Below are 21,322 nucleotides of genomic sequence, written 5' to 3'. Positions count from 1 at the left end.
TTCGTTTCTATAATAAAATTTAAAGGTATAGCTTAAATTGCCCTATTTCTGTAAGTTTCATTAAAATTGTGCTTTTATAGAAGTAGGCATACGCTTTACTATTCATATAGCTCATATAGTAAAAAATGAATAAAAAGGAAGTAACAATATACACAGACGGAGCATGTTCTTGTAATCCGGGAACAGGAGGGTGGGCAGTAATAATATTATTTAAAGGCCATAGAAAGAGTATTTATGGTAGGGAAGAAAACACTACAAATAATAAAATGGAATTAACAGCAGTGATTAATGGGCTGAAGGCGTTAAAATTTCCTTGCAATGTTAACTTATATACAGACAGCCTCTATATTAAACGTGGCATAACAGAATGGATAGATAAGTGGAAAATGAACGGCTGGAAAACAAGTAATAAGAAATCAGTAAAGAACATAGAATTGTGGAAAGAGTTAGATAATGCTGCCCTACAACATGATATTAATTGGAAATGGGTTAAAGCGCATAATTGTGATAAGCACAACGAGGAGGCTGATAGCTTAGCAAGAAAAGCAATAATTGATGCTTAAAAAAATCACTGTATTATTTTTTATAGTTTTATTATTCGTATTTTGCTTCTTTATCTTGTTTAAAAATGAGGATTCTTTAGAAATTAATACTAATTATATTAATTTCTATATAAGAAAGAAGATATCAGGAGCGCTTGCCAATGCAAATATCAATATGAATGGTACTTCGATTATATGGCAAAAAGGTAGTAAAGATCCGTGCTTAGTTATTACGGATTTTGAAGTAGTAAATCATGATTTTACTATAAAAATTGCCAACTTTTTCGTGCATTTTAAGATAAACTCTTTATTTAAAACTAATATACAATTTTCTCAGGTTTTAGCTGATAAAGTACATATACATATTTGGCCTGCCACTGTTATTTCAATGCATGACTCTGAGATTCAAGGAGAAAAAAAACGGATCTCAGTGTCAACAGCTTTAATGATTACAGGAACTGCTAATAAGGAAAAAGCTGACTCCAAAGCGGTTGATTTTAGTTTTCAAAATTATTTGAAAGCAATGAAAAAATTCTTTTTTGACTTGAATGCAGATTCAAAAGTTGAAATTACTAATATTACTATAAATAAAGATGCAGAGAAGGAATTTTTTATTGATAAAGTGTATGTAGGAAAGGGAAAGAATTTTGATATTTTGGATATCCATATTCACACAAAAGATAAAAAAGGGATTCTAGGTGATTTGTCTATTATAGTAAAAAATCACAATAGTTTATTAAATGTGTGTGGAACATTCTATAACTTAAAATTGGGATTATTAAGCGAATTTTTTACGTTAGTTAAAAATTACAGTTTAAACAAAGACGTAGGATTTAAAGGAAGCTTTTCAATGAAAATTAATAGAAAGAATGAAGTCGTAGATGGAAATATATACGTGTTGGATATAAGAAATTATGTAAACAAAGACTTACCTATAACTAACGTAAACATAAGTTTAACATATAATAATGGGGTAATGAGTGTAAGAAACTTCTGTTTTAACTTATACGATATATCTCTCTCTTTAATAGGTAAAATAAACCTTAGCACAAATAATGCCCTGCTTAGGGCAAACATTGGCAGACTTGCTGCAAGGGATTTATGTACCTATGTACCAGATAGTGTAGTAAATAGTAAATTTAAAAAATGGTATTGCCGTAATATTAATGGGAATATTATAAATACAGTTATAAGTTTCAATGGCAAAATTAATAATTTAATTAATAATAACTTATCGAATGTTGCAGTTATTGCTGATATAGAAAACGGTAGTGTAAAATTTGATGAAAATTCCGAACAAGTAAAGGAATTAAATGGTTACTTAACTCTTAGAAATAATAATCTGAAAATTACTATAAATAGTGCTAAGTTTCAGAACTTTACCATTGATAGTGGATATATTGAAATGAATTCTTTTAATGAAGAAGATTCAGTTCTTGTTATCAATGGCCAGGCTGTGAGTGATGCTTATGGGTTATATGAGCCCATAAAATTTAAGCTAGATGATATTATTAAAATTACAAGGGACAAAATAGATGGAAAAGCAAAATCTATATTCAATTTTCGTGTTTTTAATCTGAACACCGATAATAAAAAAGCAAATTTTTTAGCCAATTTCCATTCTAAAATTGACAATCTAGTTATCTGTGATGTAAACCTCGGTAAGTACGATGTTAAGCTTGATTTTAGTAGGGATTTTATTGATTTACGTGGAAGCGGCATAGTGAATAATACACAGCTAATATTTGACTTGAAAAGTAGCAACAAAAATAGAAGTTTTTCCTGGAATTTAACCGGAGATTTACCTGCTCAAATACTTAATTTTGGTAATGGTTACATCAATGCAAATATAGAATCAGTGATAAATCAGGATAAGACTGGGTATATTAATGGTAATGTAGATTTATCAGAGCTTGAGTTGCATTCAAGCTATCTAGGGCGGAAAAATTATTTTGAGGATCACAATAAAATTTCATTTTCTGCAAAGTTAAAGGGAGCAGGTGAGCTACTAATAGATAAATTAGACTTTATAGGAAATGGCTTAAATATAAAATTCAATGGGAAATTAGAAAATGGAAATTTATACTTAAGTTCTAGCGACTTTAAACTTCCTGATAATAACTTTAGTATAGAGATTAAATCAGGTAAAGAGAAAAACGCTATAACTATCCATGGTGAGAAAGTGAACTTAGGTGATATTTTAGGTTTGCTTGGCAAAGATAGTAATAGATTAAACAGTAATATAGAAGTTAGCATGAATATTGATAACGTAGTTATGAAAGAAGATATTATTATTAAAAATGCTAAACTGAATTTAACTTGTACTAAAGGTGATTGCAGTGGAAGTCAATTTACAGGGCAATTTCTGAAAGATAACAGTAATATATTAGCAGAGTATAGTGGAATAGGTCTTGAAATATATACAGATAATTCAGGCATATTTTTGCGTTCTCTAGGAATTAGCAGATCAATTAAAAATGGCAAATTATCTTTTTATCTATCCCCTCAGAGGAAGAGTGGAGAACATCATGGTATGCTATCCATTAGTAATTTCTACATCAAAGATGCTCCACTACTCACTACTTTATTGTCAATGTCTTCATTGCCTGGTATTGTAAATGCTATAAAGAATGAAGGTGTATATTTTGATAAGTATAACGCACCTTTTTCATATAAAGATGGTATTATTGAAATTGAAGAGTCTTGGCTTGAAGGAGCAGAATTAGGTATTAGCGCCAGTGGTAAGCTTGATGTTAGAGATCACAAGTTTCAGGTCGAAGGACAAGTAATACCAGCATATTCAATTAATAAATCTCTGTTAAAGATTCCTATAATTGGAAAACTTCTTACTGGTGGAAAAAGTAGAGGAATTATCTCAATAGATTATAAAGCAAGTGGTGATGATAAAAATAGTAATGTATCTGTTAATCCTATATTTTCGTTAACTCCAAGTCTACTTAAGAGGTTATTGGAAGTATTTAACCGCGCTGTAACAAAGACTAATGAGGCTATCACCAGAAGCCTAAAAGGAAGAAAATGTTTAATCTCTATTTCATTTTCCATAATATATATTATGTAATTTTTATAAATGTCAATATCAAGTATTACTTTTTGCCTTCTTTTCAATATATCTGCATACTAGAATAGATAGTTCATATAGAATCAGCATTGGTACTGCAAGTCCTACTTGGCTTAATACATCAGGTGGAGTTAGGACTGCAGCAATAATAAAAATTACCACTATTGCAATTCTCCTCCTACTCGACAAATTTTGTGTGGTAAGTAACCTGACTCTAACCATTAACGTGAGTATAACCGGAATTTGAAATGCAGCGCCAAATGCAAACATGAATTGGAGAACAAGGTCTAAATATTCACTGACTGACGGCATAAACTCTATTGGTATGCCAAAAGGTTTGCCACTACTTTCAAAAGCAATAAAAAACCTCCAAGCTAAAGGAAATATATAATAATAAACTACAGCAGCTCCTGTTATAAACAAAACTGGTGTTGCAATTAAATATGGTAACAACACTGCCCTTTCACTTTTATATAGTCCAGGTGCTAAAAACATATAAAACTTCCATGCAAATACAGGAAAAGAAAACAAAAGTGCGCTCATTATAGCAACTCTGAGATATACAAAAAATGCCTCTGTCAAGTCTGTATAGATTAGAGAAAAGCTATTACTTCCTTTTGTGGCCTCTATTAAAGGAGTGAGTAAAAAATAGTATATATTCTCTTTAAAATAGTAGCAAAAACCAAAAACAACGAGAAAAAACAGAAAGCAGAAAATAACCTTTCTCCTAAGCTCTGCAAAGTGCTCATAAAATGAAGTATATTCGTTTGGGTTTTTATTCATGCTCCATTATAGCACAATAACACTATATCTAACATCCTTAGTGAGAAGGCCCATTCGTTATCATACCATGCTGCAACCCTACATATATCACCTGTGACATATGTACCAGCTAAGTCTACAATTGCACTGTAGGGGCTATGTACAAAGTCTATTGAAACTAAAGGTTCCTCGCACATGGAAAGTACATAATTTGCTGAATCCTTCAATATCCTATTTATCTCCTCAGCCGTTACTTTCTTACCAGTTATAAATTTAAAATCAATCATAGAGACATTACTAACTGGAACTCTGATGGCAATACCATCTAGCTTTCCCTTTAATTCAGGAATGACAGAACTAATTGTTTTTGCTGCTCCAGTTGTAGTTGGCACTATAGATAACCCACAAGCTCTTGCTCTTTGTAAATCTTTATGATTACCATCAAGAATATTTTGATCGTTTGTATAGGCGTGTATAGTAGTCATAAAACCACTTTTTATACCTAAATTAGAGTGCAAAACCTGCACAATTGGAGCTAAACAATTTGTAGTACAAGAACCTGCTGATATCACCTTATGCTCTCTTTTTAGCATACTATTGTTCACACCATATACTATAGTTACATCAGCATCTGAAACTGGAGCAGAAACAATTACTCTTCCTGCATTATGCTTTACTGCTTCTATGCGCTTATTAAACGCACCGGTGCATTCAAGTACTACATCAACATTCCAAGGGATATTTTCAGGATTTCGTTCTCTATATAAAAAAAACTTTTTGCCATTTATAGAAATCCAATTTTCAGACTCGCTAAAATCAACGTTACCATCAAATTTTCCATGAATAGAGTCATATTTAATTAAATGTACATGCTGCTTGGCGCTGAGTGATCCATTTATAGCTACAACCTCTATTTGTTCACCATACTTTTCTATTTCGAAAATAGCACGCAATACACTTCTCCCTATTCTACCAAGGCCATTGATCCCTACACAAATTTTCATCTTTTCATCTAAAAAACTTAACTATAGAAAATATAGTTTAATATTTCATTCTGCTGTACAAGTTATTGCAAAAAAAAACAACTTTCAGGATAAAATAGATTTTTTACATGACTAATTCATAGTAAGAAATTCTAAGGGGAAACATAGATGAGAATTACAGAATACTTAAAATATTTAAAAAGCGTAAGTAAGTTTTGATGAAAGATTGCCGTTGAGAGCAGGTTATATAAAAGATTGAATAATAGAAGTAATATAATAAAATATCTATTCAAAACAGGAAAACCTCTATCTATTCTTTATTTTTTCCCTTTCTGCACGTTTACGTTCATTAGGGTTAAGAAATTTCTTACGTAAACGTATAGACTTCGGAGTTACTTCTACTAATTCATCATCATTTATATACGCTATCATTTCTTCTAAAGTCATTATTTTTGGTGGAGTAAGTTTTACAGCCTCATCACTACCTGTAGCTCTTACATTTGTTAACTGTTTACCTTTAAGCACATTTATTTCCAAATCATTGTCACGACTATGTTGACCGATGATCATACCACAATACATTCTGTCTTGTGGCTTAATAAACATAATCCCTCTATCTTGTAAATTAAAAATTGCATACGCTACAGCTTCACCTTGATCAGTGGAAATTAATACCCCATTACGTCTTCCAGAAATTTGACCTTTATATGGAGCATAACCATAGAATACACGGTTCATTATACCAGTACCTCTGGAATCAGTCAAAAATTCCCCTTGATATCCGATTAATCCTCTCGATGGCACTAAAAACGTTAACCTCGTTCTACTATTACCAGAAGATCTAATATCAGTCACTTCACCTTTGCGAAAGCTAAGTTTTTCCACAATAATTCCGCTATACTCATCATCAACATCAATCACTACTTCCTCTATAGGTTCAAGCTTTTTACCATCTTCTTCTTTAAAAAAGACTCTAGGGCGTGAAATAGAAAGCTCAAAACCTTCTCTCCTCATATCTTCGATTAACACTCCAAGCTGCAGCTCACCCCGTCCACCAACTTCAAATGCCTCACCACTTGGTGTTGTAGTTACAGTAATTGCAACATTTGTTTCTGCTTCTGCATATAAACGGTCCTTTATAACAGTCGAAGTAAGTTTTGTTCCCTCTTGCCCAGCGAAGGGTGAGTCATTAACGCTTATAGTAATTGCCATTATTGGCGGATCAACTGGAGTTGAGCTTATCACAGTTGTAGCTTCCGGTGATGCTATGGTGTCTGAGACTGAAGCTTTTTTAAGCCCTGCAATTGAAATTATATCACCTGCTACAGCTTGTTCTACTGGAATACGTTTTAAGCCAGAAAATGATAGTAACTTAATCAATCTTCCTCGTTCGACCACTTTACCATCGAGGTTGAATACCTTAAGGTCAGAGTTAATTTTTATAATTCCTTGGCAAACCTTTCCTGTCAGGATTCTGCCGAGAAACCTATCAGATTCAAGTAAAGTAACTAGCATAGCAAAAGGTGCACTTTGATCATAAACAAGAGGTTTTATGCAATCTATAACTGTCGAAAATAGTGGGCTTAAATCTTTTCTTTCATCAGAAAGTTTCTTAACGCACCAACCATTCCTACCAGAAGCATACAGTAATGGGAAATCTAGCTGCTCATTAGTTGCATCAAGACTAAAAAATAGCTCATATATCTCGTTTAATACTTCATCAATTTTGCTGTCTGGTCGATCAACCTTGTTAATTATTACAATCGGCTTTAAATCTGCTTTTAGCGCTTTTGATAATACAAACTTAGTTTGCGGCATTGGACCTTCTACAGCATCAACCAGCAGTAGTACACCATCTGCCATGCATAGCACCCTTTCTACTTCCCCGCCGAAGTCTGCATGTCCTGGTGTATCAATAATGTTGATCTTTTCATTGCCCCATGTTATCGATGTACATTTTGCAAGTATTGTAATTCCGCGTTCACGCTCTTGATCACTACTATCCATAACCCGCTCTCGTACTTCTTGATTTCCGCGAAACGTACCACTTTGTTTTAACATATTATCAAGCAAAGTAGTTTTGCCATGGTCGACGTGTGCAATTATTGCAATATTACGGATTGATTTAAATTCGCCCATTTTGATTATCTTAAGTTTAATTTAGTAATAAGTATACAGGTAATATATCTGGAGTAAATAGCTAAAGCTATGTAGAAAGAGGTGTCAGCTATTTAGGTAACAGATACCATATCAAGAAATTCAATTCTATAGTGATTATAAAAAGCAATAAAAATATGTAAGTAAAAAATTTACACAACAATACTATATTTAGTAGTAATTAGCACGATTATAAACATGGGCAAGCAAATGAAAGTTAACCTATCTTCAAAAATAGTGAGAGAGTTTTTATCCAGCACCAATAGTGCTTTTTCTATAAACATATCATAGTAAAAGTCAACTCTGCCTAATTTTTATTAGTGAGCATTCTAACTATGAAGCAATCTATATTACCATCAAAAACAGAATTTATATTACCAACTTCATATCCAGTCCTTAAATCTTTCACCATTTGATACGGATGCATAACGTATGACCTGATTTGATTACCCCAACCCATATTGCATTTCTTGCCATACTCTTGAGCTGTTTTTTGTTCTTTTTTTTTCAGTTCAATTTGGTATAAACGTCCTTTAAGCAGTTTTAATGCCTCATTTTTATTCTGATGCTGGGATCGACTATTTTGGCACTGAACGATAACACCTGTTGGAATATGCGTTATACGCACTGCACTTTCAGTTTTATTTACATGCTGACCTCCAGCACCAGAAGCACGGTAAGTGTCAATCCTCAAATCTTTTTCATTTACGTCAATATCAATTGAATCTTCTATTACTGGAGTAACTCCTACACTTGCAAAACTAGTATGACGTTTACTATTTGCATCAAATGGAGATATTCGAACCAGTCTGTGAATACCACTTTCATTTTTTGCCCATCCATAAGCTTTTTCTCCAATGATTTTTATCGTTGCAGATTTTATTCCAACTGATTCTCCTTCTGATTTTTCTATAACTTCAACTTTAAAATCATGATAAATCTTAGCCCACCTTATATACATATGTACAAGCATTTCAACCCAATCGTTGCTCTCTGTTCCCCCAGCTCCCGAATGAATCTCCAAAAAACAGTTGTTGTTATCTGTTTCATCAGTAAACAAAGACTCTGCTTCTTTACGCTTGATTAGTTTTTCCAGTTCCGTTAATTCGTTTTCGGCTTCAGAGAAAAATTCTTCATCATTCTCATCGATAGCAGATTCCATTAAGGCAACGATACTCTTGTAATCACTTTCTAGCTTTAAAAATAACTCCACATCATTTTTAATCTTAGAACGCTCTTTTAAAATCTTTTGTGCCTTTTGGTTATCTTGCCATAGATTATCACCTGCAGCTTGAGATTCTAAATCTACAAGGCGTGATTTCAATTTTTCTATATCAAAGACACCTCCTGATAATTGAAATATTTTCAGCTAAGCTCTGAAAATGTTCAAGGATTTCTAAATGAGTTTTCATTATGCTTTAGGTTTTAATATATTCACTATTAGTAGCAATAATAGTACACAAAATAGAAATTTAACCATATAATAGTTAATTTAAAACAATCTTATTATACTCTAATATTTAAATGAATCAAGTACGTGTATTTATTAAGCAGTAAGGTGAAAATATGAATATTGAAGTAAATTTCCATTATGGCTTAGATAAAAAAGCTATTGATGACCTAATTAAATCACTTGATAACGAAGAGTTGGAAAATGCCCGTAAGATTGTAAAAACGATAGACAGCATTCAATTAGCATATTTTTTATCCACTTCGATTAGCGATCACAGGGAAAAATTAGTTAGTATTTTAGATCAACACTTGCTAAGTGATGCTCTAGTGCATGTAGTGCCAGATTTACAAGTAGAAATTATAGAAACACTAGGAGTAAAAAATACCGCAAAGTTATTAATGCTTCTCAACGCAGAAGATATAGTAACTATAGTAAAAGATTTAGACAGAAAGTCTATAAGAAACATACTTAACTACTTGCCCAGTACAACTCGAAAGCCAGTAGAGGAGTTATTATCATATCCAGAAGAGAGTGCAGGAAGGTTAATACATAAAAATATGGTTATAGCTCCGTACTATTGGACGATAAACGAGTTAACAGAATTTTTACGCAATTATAAAAAAATACCAGAAAAGTTTCATCAAATCTTCATCATTAATTCAAAACTAGAACCTATAGGTAGTGTTAATCTAAGTAAGGTGATATCTCACTCAGGAGAAACAACAATAAAAGAAATAATGAGCCAAGATATAAAGATCATCAAAACTGGAGTAGATCAAGAGGAAGTAGCAAGAATATTTAAAGATTACTCTCTACTGTCAGCTCCAGTAGTAAATAAGCGAGGTAAGATTATAGGTGTGATCTTAATCGAAGATGTAATAAAAGTTGTTCAACAAGAGACAGAAGAAGACGTACTTAAAATAAGCGGTGTATCTTCTAAAGCCGATATAAATACTCCTATACATAAAACTATAATCCAAAGGTTACCTTGGCTATTATTCAATCTCTTAGCAGCAACAATATATTCTATAGTAGTTGGTTTTTTCGATAGTGTAATAGAGAGCTTTGTAGTACTCCCAATAATAATGCCAATAATTGCATCAATGAGTGGAAACGCAGGGTCTCAAACAGTAACGCTGACCATCAGGGCAATTGCAACAAAACATTTAACTGAGCAAAATACAAATAGAATACTGATAAAAGAGTTTTTGATAGGTTTGATAAATGGAATAATTCTATCTATTATTTCACTTGTGGTATTAACAATAAGGTTCCACACTTTCAAAGTGGAGGTTATCTTTGTAGCTTCCATGATTATGATGTCGATCATTGCAACGTTTATTGGAACTTTCATTCCCATAATGCTCCATCGCTTAAAATCTGACCCTGCTGTTTCTTCCTCAATCCTAACATCAGCAACAACTGATATTCTTTCAGCTTTTATATTTCTCAGTTTAGCTACGATCTTTCTGATGAGTAGTTAAGTTTTTCTAAAGCAAACTTGATGCACAGCTTTAACTATATCTTCCATTTGTGGCAACGCTTTCTTTTCTAGGTTTATAGCATAAGGTAAGGGTACATCCTTACCAGTTACCCTTATAACTGGAGCATCAAGATAATCAAACCCCTGTTCCATAATGATGGCTGATAGCTCTGCCCCTATTCCTGCAAATGGCCAACCTTCCTCTATGCTTACTAACTTATTAGTTTTTTTGATAGAATTAATAACAGTTTCAGTATCAAGTGGCCTCAAAGTTCTAAGGTCGATAACTTCAGCTTCTATGCCTTCACTCGAAAGCAAATTAGCTGCACTTAAAGCATCTACTAACTTCAGTGAGAAAGCGGTGATAGTTACATCCTTTCCTTTGCGTATAACAGCAGCTTTACCTATCTCAAGTAGATAATCTTTATTTAATAGTTCAGAATCAGAAACTTCATGCTCATGCCCATAAGCAATCTCGTTTTCTAAAAATATTACTGGGTCTAGATCACGAACTGCTGCTTTGAGCAGACCTCTACAATCAGAGGCAAAGTAAGGTGCTATCACTTTTAACCCTGGTATATGCGAATACCAAGATGCAAAGCATTGAGAATGTTGTGCGGCAACTCTTGCTGCAGCGCCATTTGGTCCACGAAACACTATAGAGCATCCAAGTTGTCCACCTGACATGTAGTTTGTTTTTGCTGCAGAGTTTACGATTTGATCGATGGCTTGCATAGAAAAATTAAAAGTCATAAACTCAACGATTGGCCTAAGTCCAGCAAGTGCTGCTCCAACAGCAAGACCAGCAAATCCATGTTCAGTAATAGGAGTATCAACTACTCTACTTTCTCCAAACTCCTTCAGTAATCCCTTTGTCACTTTATAAGCACCATCATACTCTGCAACCTCTTCACCCATGATAAATACATTGTGATCATTTTGCATTTCTTCTCTGATTGCTATACATAAAGCTTCCCTAACACTTAAAATTGCCATTTATAAACTTCCGCAGACTTAACTAAAGTGACTACTATATCAAGATTACTAGGGCCTAGTAAAGTAATATGTTTTCATAAAGCAATGGTTCGTGCTATTTTTGCTTACGAGTCGTGCATTTACAGCAAATTTATTCCTCATACCATTGCTTTCTCTTCCATCTTTAATTTCTTTAGAGAGATCTGCCTTTTTCAAAGCTTTCATTTTAGTTTTTATTTCTTCCAATTTATTCTTATTTAACCTATTTTACTCTCTATTTTCTCTTATAAAGATCCCACCTACTATTCTATTTAATTTAGTTTGTTAACAGCAAAATCTAAAGAGTCTTTCTATTTTTGTCTTGTACTTTAAAGATTCGTTTTTAGTAGATACTTTATTACTTCATCTAAATGGTTATTATGTATAGCATAATGTAAAAAGAATCCATACATGTCCTTGCCTGGTTCACTATTAAGTGGTGTGTTTTTATTTTCTAGATCTTGCATTGTTTACTTTAGTGATTGATTCTTTATCCTTAAGCTGAGCATATAATTTCTCCAATTGAGTTTTAAATTTTCTGATCTCTTCTTTTTGAAGTTATAGTACACTTTAGGCTATGATTTATCAGCTTGGGGTTGATTTCAAAACGGGAAGAGGTGTTTAGTGTAGTTTTAGGTTGCCTTAATTCTAAACCACTGTTGTCACTTATGCACAGAACCACGTCTTTCCGGGTAAGAATTCTATCACCACTTAGTAATAACTACATCATTTCTATATCGCCCTGCAAAGTTAGCAGATCGCCTGATAATATGTAGCATCTAACACTCACAGCTTAAACTTATGGTTTTTATGAAAACTGTTAGATTGAAATGCGTTGTATATCATTATATACGGAGCTTATTCCGTTCTTATCGCTTCTTTCCTTTAATTTATTTTAACTTCTTTTATAACTTTTTTCTCTTAGCTTATTAACTGTTCTGCAGCTTCACAAGAGGCTAACTTTAAAATTAGAAAGCTGTACCTATACTCTATTGTTACCTACAAGTATAAAAAATTAGCCTATCTCCTAGATAGATTAAATAAAGCTTTTAACAAAGTTAATGAAAATTAAGTAAGCTTACATAAAAATATTCGCATAGTATACACTAAGTGTTATAGTAATAGAGAACAGTAAAAAAAATCTAAAGGCTACTTTTAACATCATTTAGTAAACTTTTTACTTTTTTTTTACTTTACTAAAAAACCCTTCAGATTGCTGTTGTATATTTTCCTCCTCTTCAAGTGCTTTTAGTAACTCAATTTGCTTTTTAGTTAAGATCTTTGGATTTAAAGTCTCAATTATCACCTGTACATATAAATCACCACGTATATTTGAGTTTATATACGGCATACCCTTCTCTCTACAGCGCAGTCTAGTACCAGTTTGAGTGCCTTCAGGAACTTTCACTTTTATTTTAGCTCCATCAATTGACTGCACATCGATTTCACCACCAAGCACTGCTAATGTCATCCTTATAGGTACTTTACAATGCAAATCTGCTTTATTCCGAGTAAAAATTTTGTGCGGAGCAATTTTAACATATACATATAAATCTCCACTTTTTCCACCTCTTGCTCCAGCCTCTCCTTTACCGCTTACCCTTACTTTAGCACCTTCTTCTATGCCTTTCGGAATTGAAATTGATATATTTACTTCATCCCTTCTACGTCCATTCCCACTACATTTTTTGCACTTATTCTGTACTATCTCACCTTCTCCGTAACATGTCGTACAAGTCCTTTCAATTGTAAAAAAACTCTGCTGTGCCCTAACCCTACCACTTCCTCGGCACATGTGACATTGGACTGGCTTGATTGCACCTTCACTGCCTGTACCTCGACACATGTCACATTTTACATTTGTAACATAATGTATAGGCGCCTGTATTCCATTAAATGCATCTTCCAAGGTAATTTCAAGATCATAACGCAAGTCCGACCCAGGAACTCCCGGTGTACTTCTTTTCGCTTTCGACCTTCCTGATTCCCCGAACCCACCGCTAAAAAAATCGTTGAATATATCACTAAAATCTCCTGCAGCCTGGCTAAAGTCAAACCTACTAGAAGTGCCTTCATGACCATATCTATCATAACCCGCCTTTTTCTCAGGGTCAGACAGAACCTCATACGCAGCCGTTATCTCCTTAAATTTTTCCTCTGCTTCTTTGTTACCAGGATTTCTATCTGGATGGTACTTCAACGCTAATCTTTTATATGCTTTTTTTATTTCATCAATACTAGCATTCCTGCCTACTTCCAGTAGCTCATAATAGTCTTTTGTGTTCATATACAATAGTTCAGTATTTAACCTCTAAAGGTAAGTATTTCATGCATCAATTTCAAGTATGGCCTGTGCTTTCTACGCACTCTAAAAATAGAGTGCACCCTGAACGACTCGAACGCTCGACCTTTTGATCCGTAGTCAAATGCTCTAATCCAACTGAGCTAAGGGTGCCTTCTATAAGATAGAACTTTAGCAGGTTTTACAGTTCGATTCAACCAATTTGGCTAAGAATAAAAAACAGAGCACGAAGCTAAATTAATATATAGAACAATAAAACATACCTAAAAACATAATTGGCTAATAGTTATAATAGGCACAGCATTACTTGCAATATTTGGTAGAATGCCATGGCCAGCTTTTTTTGCGCTCGGTGCATTTACTGCTTTATTTTTTGGCGCACCAAAAATAGTGAGCGTGATAGCACCGAGTACAGTAGATGCTTGCATAAGTTGTTCTAGCGGCCAAGAAATGGTCAATGATACATGCATTGCAAAATGTACTGCAGGCAAAAGACGTAACACAGTAGGAGAATGCATTAGGGATTTTTTGAAACGCAGAGTAGAGAAATAATGCTTTTAACGGTAAATCTAACAACTTTAATGTTTATAACTTTTTATTCAAAGCCTCTAATATTAAATCCAACTCACTTGATAAGTTACCATACCGTATCATTAATTTTATCCTTGGAATCATTATAATGAACTTTTACCTTTATAAACTAAGTCAAGGAAGATATGTCATCTTCTATTGTTGCCATATCTTGATTTTAGTGCATTTCTAACCACTACTTCAATGTTAAGACCATTTTGATTTTCAGTTCTAACACTAAGCCCTGAGAGAAACTATTTACTCTACAACACTTTCTGAGTTTTTTTTCATTGACTATTTTTACCCTGCCAGAAAGCAACAATATCTGAGGAATATTGGTTATATAACTCCGGCTTTTATTTAAAGTTGAGACTAGTTTCTTATATGCATAAAAGAACTCATCTACCAGTTTTTCTATATTGCTTTACCTTCCTTTATTGGATTAATATCTCACTCTATACGTTTTTAATGATTGATACTTCTAAGCATTTCTCATTGTTTAAATCTTTCATAATAACTTATACTATCAAGATCGTAACCTTAACCTGCTCATCCACAATACCAACAACTATTATCTTATACCCATTATTAATTATTGTAACCTGAATCTTTGCAAGCTGTCATAGTTTTTAACGATTCTTCACTAAAGTCCTTCTTTGCTAAAATTTGCTTGGGTGCAGTAATGAAATAAACAAATACTCTTTCTTCTCTGTCACTACAACTATTACCTATTAAGATCTCTTTTATTAAACTGATATAAGTTTGCACACAGAACATTTAAGATCGTATATAATAGCGTATTTCCTTATGAAAAGGTGCTTGTACTAGTCTAATATTACATGTAATAATGATTTTATATACCTTATTATTTAAATATTAATGAATGTCATTCCTAATTTATTCATTTAATTTTGCTGTACTTGTTGTGTATTGCAAATATATATCTCTCTATTGCAAAAAAGTTTAGATTATCTCTTACCCCTGAAAAAGGAAAAATAACAGAGCTGCAGCTGCGAGACATTAGTATAGCAATACAAACCAAACAGTGGAAGATAAAATTGATGATTATACATTCAAATTACTACGTATTTTGTCTAATACATTTTCACATAAATTTCCCCTATTTAAGTTATAACATGTAACAGTTCAATTTCTATAGCTATAAACTGATCACTAACCAGAATTAGCGATAAATTTGGAATTCCATTCATATTAAAAATGTGCTGATTCTATCAATTTATTTTTGCTCTCCATGACACATTCCGTGTGCATTTTTTCTTCTCTACTACGACAAAAAACAAGCCTTAGGTATTAGCATTAAAAATCCTCTAACGCAGAAATTTCCAACTATATATAATATGGTTATTTTGTACGGTAAAGTAAAGAACGTGATCAAGGTTATTGTATAATAGTAAATTAAAAGGGTGGCTGTTGACAAAAATTACAGTTAGTATTAATTACCGACAACCCTGCTGCTGTAGGAAAAGTACTTTATTGGTAAATTAGGAATGCTAATACCTAAGGCTTGTTTTTTTGTCGTAGTAGAGAAGAAAAAATGAACTTTGACATCCAGAATCAAACTGTTTTTTCTACTTTGCGTAGTACATTTTGAACTTTATTTCCTAATTCACTTAGAGTGAATGGTTTTGGTAAAAAGTGGAAATCTTCTATATTAATATTATCATTCTTTAAAAATGCATCTTCTGCATACCCGGAAATAAAAATGACATTTATATCTGGCCTGTGAATTAAGGCTTCTTTAACTATCTCCGGACCACTAACTTCTGGCATTATCACATCAGTGATTATTAGATCTATGTGTTGACTTTTTTTACTTATTATTTTCAGTGCCTGACTGCCCATGCTAGCTTCTATTACATCAAATCCTCTCCTTTGTAACGTCTTAGTAGTAAATTCCCTTACTGAATCCTCATCTTCAATTAATAAAATCGTACCATTGTTTTTAACTTCATTTACTACTGGTTTTTCTATTTCTTCAATATCTTTCTCTATATCATCTTCATCTGATATATAAACCATAGGTAAAAATATGCTAAATTTTGTTCCATAATCCACCTTACTAGCAACGTAGATATATCCTTCAGTTTGCTTAATAATACCATATACAGTAGAAAGGCCAAGACCAGTACCAGAAGCAATATCTTTAGTAGAAAAGAATGGATCAAATACCTTTTGAATTATATTACTCGTCATTCCACATCCTGTATCAATTACTTCGATTACAACATAATTTCCATGTTCAATTCCCTCTTTATCTGGAGAAAACATATTTTTAGGTGTAGAATTCAGCGAATTAATTTTTTTATTAAAAGTCCGTATAGTCAGTTCTCCCCCTTTCTCCATTGCAGCATTAGCATTAACTACTAAGTTAATAATAACTTGCTCCAATTGTCCTTGATCAGCCCTAACCATACCTAAGTCCCTACCATAATAGGCAGTGAATTTTATGTTTTCACCTATCAATCTTTTTATCATTTCGTAAAGGCTGGCTATTGTACTATTTACATCAATAATCTTCGGTTGCATAGTTTGCCTCCTTGAAAAGGCAAGCAACTGCTTAACTAGATTTGACCCACGCTTTGCATTTTGCTGTATTTGTATTATATCTCCAAAAGATGGATCACCAACTGAGTGTTGAAGTAAAAGTAAATCACAAAATCCTATTATTCCAGTCAATATATTGTTAAAATCGTGTGCAATACCGCCAGCTAACTGACCTATAGCCTGCATTTTTTGATAATGCTCAAGCTTTATTTCTAGGTTTTTATGTTCAGTGTTGTCAACAAAATAGCAAAGTATAAACATAATCCTACCATGGAGAAACTTATTAAAGTATATTTTCATATTATCTTTGTTACTAAGCTGCACGTCAAAGGACGCATTATTTATTCTGTTACTTGAAAAATATTCACGTATTTTCATATGGTAGTCGTCTAATATTAATGTAAAGATTGAGTTAGTATCTGAACCTGCAAGTTTTATTAACGCTGTGTTTTTCTTTATGAAGTTGCCACTTGAATCGCACTGTGCAATAGCAATTGATGAATTTGCAAAACACGGATGTAGTTGATAGTCAACTACATTTGACTCAACTGGTGTAATTAAGCCATATATATAGTTATGACTATGTTTATCACAAAACATAGCAGTGCTCATATAAGCCTTAAATGGAACACCGTTTACGGTACAAAAAGAAATTTCATTGTCAGTTGTCGTATTACCATGATTAGATTGAAATATAAAATCATTGATTAAACTGCCTTTTTCAAATTTTCTCAACTCAAACATATCTAAGAACCTTCTATTCACAGATAAAATCACCCCTTTAGCATTTGCAATGTAAGTCCCTATGTTGTGCTTTTCTATTAATTCTTCATACACTTGTTCTTTATTCATCTGTGTTGCTTTTAGCACAAAATATCCATGTGGTCTTGCTATTGGTGCTAATGACAAGTTTAAGATCTTATTATTATCTAGAGCAATTTGGGGGTTATCTGATATCGGATCAAAAAGCAAAAGAAAATTAGATGTTTTATTTTTCTTGTCTAAGGTAATGCGTACTTGTACGGAAGAGTTATTTTTTAGCGCATCATATAACGCTTTTGTATCTTTCTCTGAAACATTTCCTGCTTTAAGAAGCTTGTCTAGTGTAACATCATTATCTATGTGTTCCTTAAACCTTTCGTAGAACCTCGCATCAGCATAAACAACACCCTCATCTTTGTGTAAAATGAGACAGAACTCTGTATTATGATTGAGTGCACTTGCAAATATTGCATTTTGAAATTCTGTAATACCAAGCAAGTATCTATAACGTTTTGCGTTGTATATCATAAAGAGAGTCATGAGGATACTAACTAACATATTAATCTCTATATTAACATGCCAATCGTATACATCAAAAAAGTAGAGTGCTGATATCATTACTGAAGGTAAAGTCATAATGATTGCAATAAAAACAATTGACATTCCATGATTTCTTAGTATAAAATCAACCCTATTTTCTTTCTTGCTATCTATATACCTTTTACTCATTTTACATATAACAATGCTTCATTATACCTATTTAATTACTATAGACTTATTAACATCTTTGATATATAATTACTATCAGTAATTTTTGGCACTATTGGCAAAACATTATGAGAGAACAGAAAATACAAGCTTTTGAATGGTTTTGTGTGCTAAGAGATAAAATTGTGAAATCTTTCTTGTTGATTGAAGAACAGTTGTCTACAAATCCGAAAGTTGAAAAAAGAAAATGGGATCGCCCAGGTGGTGGAGGTGGTGAATCCACAATTATTTACGGTAGTGTTTTTGAGAAGGTAGGAGTAAACGTTTCAAAGGTATATGGAAAGTTCGCAGATCAAATTATAAATGAAATTCCTGGTGCAAATGAGAGCAATGGAAAGTTTTGGGCAAGCGGTATATCTTTAGTATCTCACATGCAATCTCCCCTTGTCCCTGCGGCACATATGAATACGAGACTAATATATACATCAAAACAATGGTTTGGTGGAGGGATAGATTTTACCCCGACATATAAAGACAAAGAAGACTATCAGTATATCCATAAATCAATTAAGGAGACATGTGATGAATTTGATACTGTATATTATCCAAAATTTAAAGAGCAATGTGATAACTACTTTTTCTTACAGCATAGAAAAGAACCTCGCGGTATTGGTGGAATTTTTTACGACAATCTTAACTCTGGTAGCTGGGAAAGTGATTTCAAGTTTATAAAAGCAATAGGCAAAACCTTTTTGAAAATTTATTTGCATATTATACATCAACATATGCAAAAACCTTGGACAAAAGAACAGCGAGAGACCCAATTAATAAAACGTGGTAGGTATGTGGAATTTAACCTACTTTATGATCGTGGTACAAGGTTTGGTTTGATGACTGATGGTGATCCAGACGCAATTATGATGTCAATGCCACCTCTAGCTAAGTGGTTATAGGAGCTATGGACTAAATACGCGAACGTTACAGCAATTTTCAACAATAGACTATATAATTCCAATGTATATTGGAGGAAAATGATGCTACAGAAATTTTCAATTCTCATTTAAACTTATAGCCCTTACCTTGTGTGGTGTTCATAGCTTTTTTGCTGGCATGCTTAGCAATAAAAAACTTCAAATAAAGTGTATTTATATAATGGTATCTTGATACTTTAAGTAACAAGCTTAATTGTAAAAAAAATGTTGACTTATGAGATTTTAGTAGTCATAATTTAAAATAATCTTTACCTAAAGAATAATATAAACATTATTGTATTACTATCTAACTTATCAGTTTTAATTTACCTTATTGAGGTGGAAACATATTCTCACTTTTGATAAAGGCTTTATTTTCTTCCTTACTAAAGGTCTCGGCAATCTTTTTTACTACCAGCCTTCAACATTAACAAATGCATTTCCCTTGTAGATATAATCAGAAGAATATTTATTACTTGTACTGAAATCTATTCTAATTTCTGAACATTAAATTACAATTTCTATCAAATCTAAGAACTCCTTATAATTGTTGATATTACTATTTGTCTTATACAACTGCTCGGTTGTTATAGGATCAGCATACCTCTTGCTTTTAATTTCTTGAGTCTGAGATTATTTTAATATCCCAATGATACAGCTAATTCATTTAAAAAGGAAATTTTCATAAAAATGAAATACATCGACATTATTCTCCACGATCGTTGCGTTTGTAGAAAGATAGCCGAGAAACCATACGGTGCCAAGCAGTGCCACACATTACATATAATACTTAACTCAGTCCAGCAAGGAAAAATAAAAACAATAATACCATATAATGTCTACTCGTTTATGTTAAATACTTTTTTTTTAATTTTCTTTTAATCTTAATCAGGTCAATGATTTTAATATCAATTCTACACTATTTGTAGGACTACCGCTCTTTGTAATGGGCCTGCCAATTACAATATAATCAGCTCCTGAATCTATTGCTTCTTTTGGTGTTACTATTCTTTTTTGGTCATCGTGGCTGGAATTTATGCGAATTCCTGGAGTAATAATCTTAAAGTTTTTACCACACTCTTTGCGCACTTCCTGAGCTTCCATTGCAGAGCAAACTATTCCATGCAGACCAACTTTTTTTGCAATTTTTGCCAATAAAATTACCTGTGATTTCGTTTCTCTTGCTATCCCAAGCTTACTTAAATCTCTATTACTCATGCTAGTTAGCACAGTTACCCCAATCAGTTCTATTTTTGTTTTCTTCACTACATTTAGAGCCTCCTTTAGCATTCTTGTTCCACCACTAACATGTAATGTTAATATTTCAACACCTAAAGCTTTTATTGCTTCAACTGTTTTAGTTACAGTGTTCGGAATATCATATAATTTTAGATCTAAAAAGATTGGTACATTACATTTTGCAACCTTTTTCACCCCAGAAGGACCATGGGCAGCAAAAAATTCTAATCCAAGTTTTATCATACCAACTTTATCACGTAGAATATTAACCAAGGATATGGCCTCATTTAAATCTTGCGTATCTAGCGCACACACTATTGGATTCATCACATGCCTTTTCGCATAATCCTCTTGCAAATTATAAAACAATTATTGTATTTTGCAACCTTTTTACCTTAAGAAAATCATAAAGCCTACAAAGTGCTAGCTAGATCTAATCTAAGTTATATATAGTCCGATGTATGGTACGTAAAATATCAGCAGATCTAATTGAGCAGATTACTTTATTAACATATCTAGAATCTTCTACATGTAAAACTTCATTTAGCAAACATTGAATAACTTCTTTTTAACAACAAGACCTTACTTCTTGCAATTACCGCAATATAGCTATAAGATAAACCATATCGACTTTTAAAAGTAAGCTACTCATTATTCTTTCCTAAAGGCTAAAGTGTGTATATTTGTTAAAATCTATTTGCACAGAGAGAAAAATACCTATTTTTAATAGCA

General features: G+C 32.7%; 12 protein-coding genes, 1 tRNA gene and 1 pseudogene. 5 read left to right on the top strand and 9 right to left on the bottom strand.

Annotation, left to right across the window (positions count from 1 at the left end):
• Positions 1 to 125 precede the first annotated feature (125 nt).
• Together rnhA and GOY12_RS01750 are read left to right on the top strand one after the other, a co-directional pair.
• A complete protein-coding gene (rnhA, locus tag GOY12_RS01755) occupies positions 126 to 563 on the top strand; it encodes a ribonuclease HI (protein ID WP_175818357.1) in 438 nt (145 codons plus the stop codon).
• Complete coding sequence (locus tag GOY12_RS01750) at positions 556 to 3,621, top strand: YhdP family protein (protein WP_175818356.1); 3,066 nt, start codon at positions 556 to 558, stop codon at positions 3,619 to 3,621. Before rnhA ends, GOY12_RS01750 begins: the two co-directional genes overlap by 8 nt.
• Before the next feature lie 18 nt (positions 3,622 to 3,639).
• On the opposite strand, the gene tatC is transcribed toward GOY12_RS01750, so the two are convergent.
• The 4 genes from tatC to prfB form a co-directional block, all read right to left on the bottom strand.
• Positions 3,640 to 4,404 carry a twin-arginine translocase subunit TatC gene (gene tatC, locus GOY12_RS01745; protein ID WP_175818355.1) on the bottom strand — a complete coding sequence of 255 codons (765 nt, stop codon included), beginning with the start codon at positions 4,402 to 4,404 and terminating at the stop codon, positions 3,640 to 3,642.
• On the bottom strand, positions 4,401 to 5,387 hold the full coding sequence (gene gap / locus GOY12_RS01740; protein WP_175818354.1) for a type I glyceraldehyde-3-phosphate dehydrogenase: 987 nt from the start codon (positions 5,385 to 5,387) through the stop codon (positions 4,401 to 4,403). Before gap ends, tatC begins: the two co-directional genes overlap by 4 nt.
• 285 nt (positions 5,388 to 5,672) lie before the next feature.
• Positions 5,673 to 7,505, bottom strand: coding sequence for a translational GTPase TypA (typA, locus tag GOY12_RS01735; protein ID WP_175818353.1), 1,833 nt, complete (start codon positions 7,503 to 7,505; stop codon positions 5,673 to 5,675).
• A gap of 325 nt (positions 7,506 to 7,830) precedes the next feature.
• Positions 7,831 to 8,935 (bottom strand): peptide chain release factor 2 gene (prfB, locus tag GOY12_RS01730; protein ID WP_246214410.1). Its coding sequence is split into 2 segments (ribosomal slippage): positions 7,831 to 8,859 and positions 8,861 to 8,935, totalling 1,104 coding nucleotides; the frame shifts between segments, so codons are not numbered across the junction.
• A gap of 154 nt (positions 8,936 to 9,089) precedes the next feature.
• On the opposite strand from prfB, the gene mgtE reads away from it, so the two are divergent.
• The gene (gene mgtE, locus GOY12_RS01725) at positions 9,090 to 10,460 is read left to right on the top strand and encodes a magnesium transporter (RefSeq protein ID WP_175818352.1); all 1,371 of its coding nucleotides are present in this window, start codon (positions 9,090 to 9,092) and stop codon (positions 10,458 to 10,460) included.
• Here the strand turns inward: mgtE and GOY12_RS01720 are convergent.
• The 3 genes from GOY12_RS01720 to GOY12_RS01710 form a co-directional block, all read right to left on the bottom strand.
• The gene (locus GOY12_RS01720) at positions 10,457 to 11,455 is read right to left on the bottom strand and encodes a pyruvate dehydrogenase complex E1 component subunit beta (protein WP_175818351.1); all 999 of its coding nucleotides are present in this window, start codon (positions 11,453 to 11,455) and stop codon (positions 10,457 to 10,459) included. The two genes, mgtE and GOY12_RS01720, sit on opposite strands and share 4 nt — an antisense overlap.
• 1,195 nt (positions 11,456 to 12,650) lie before the next feature.
• Positions 12,651 to 13,760: a molecular chaperone DnaJ gene (gene dnaJ / locus GOY12_RS01715; RefSeq protein ID WP_175818350.1), complete on the bottom strand. Its 1,110-nt coding sequence runs from the start codon at positions 13,758 to 13,760 to the stop codon at positions 12,651 to 12,653.
• 93 nt (positions 13,761 to 13,853) lie between these two features.
• A tRNA-Arg gene (locus tag GOY12_RS01710) sits at positions 13,854 to 13,928 on the bottom strand.
• 129 nt (positions 13,929 to 14,057) lie between these two features.
• Between GOY12_RS01710 and GOY12_RS03695 the strand changes: the two are divergent.
• Positions 14,058 to 14,327: pseudogene (locus GOY12_RS03695) on the top strand (TrbC/VirB2 family protein); the annotation flags it as partial.
• 1,593 nt (positions 14,328 to 15,920) lie between these two features.
• Here the strand turns inward: GOY12_RS03695 and GOY12_RS01700 are convergent.
• Complete coding sequence (locus tag GOY12_RS01700) at positions 15,921 to 18,401, bottom strand: response regulator (RefSeq protein WP_175818348.1); 2,481 nt, start codon at positions 18,399 to 18,401, stop codon at positions 15,921 to 15,923.
• A gap of 107 nt (positions 18,402 to 18,508) precedes the next feature.
• Between GOY12_RS01700 and hemF the strand changes: the two genes are divergently transcribed.
• A complete protein-coding gene (gene hemF, locus GOY12_RS01695; protein WP_175818347.1) occupies positions 18,509 to 19,333 on the top strand; it encodes an oxygen-dependent coproporphyrinogen oxidase in 825 nt (274 codons plus the stop codon).
• 906 nt (positions 19,334 to 20,239) lie between these two features.
• On the opposite strand, the gene pyrF is transcribed toward hemF, so the two are convergent.
• Positions 20,240 to 20,917 (bottom strand): orotidine-5'-phosphate decarboxylase, encoded by a 678-nt coding sequence (pyrF, locus tag GOY12_RS01690; protein WP_175818703.1) that lies wholly within the window; start codon positions 20,915 to 20,917, stop codon positions 20,240 to 20,242.
• Positions 20,918 to 21,322: the final 405 nt, after the last annotated feature.

This window comes from Wolbachia endosymbiont of Dirofilaria (Dirofilaria) immitis, assembly GCF_013365455.1.
GTDB lineage: Bacteria > Pseudomonadota > Alphaproteobacteria > Rickettsiales > Anaplasmataceae > Wolbachia.
Note: the sequence above shows the minus strand (reverse complement) of the source record. Positions and strands in the feature narration are given on the sequence as shown.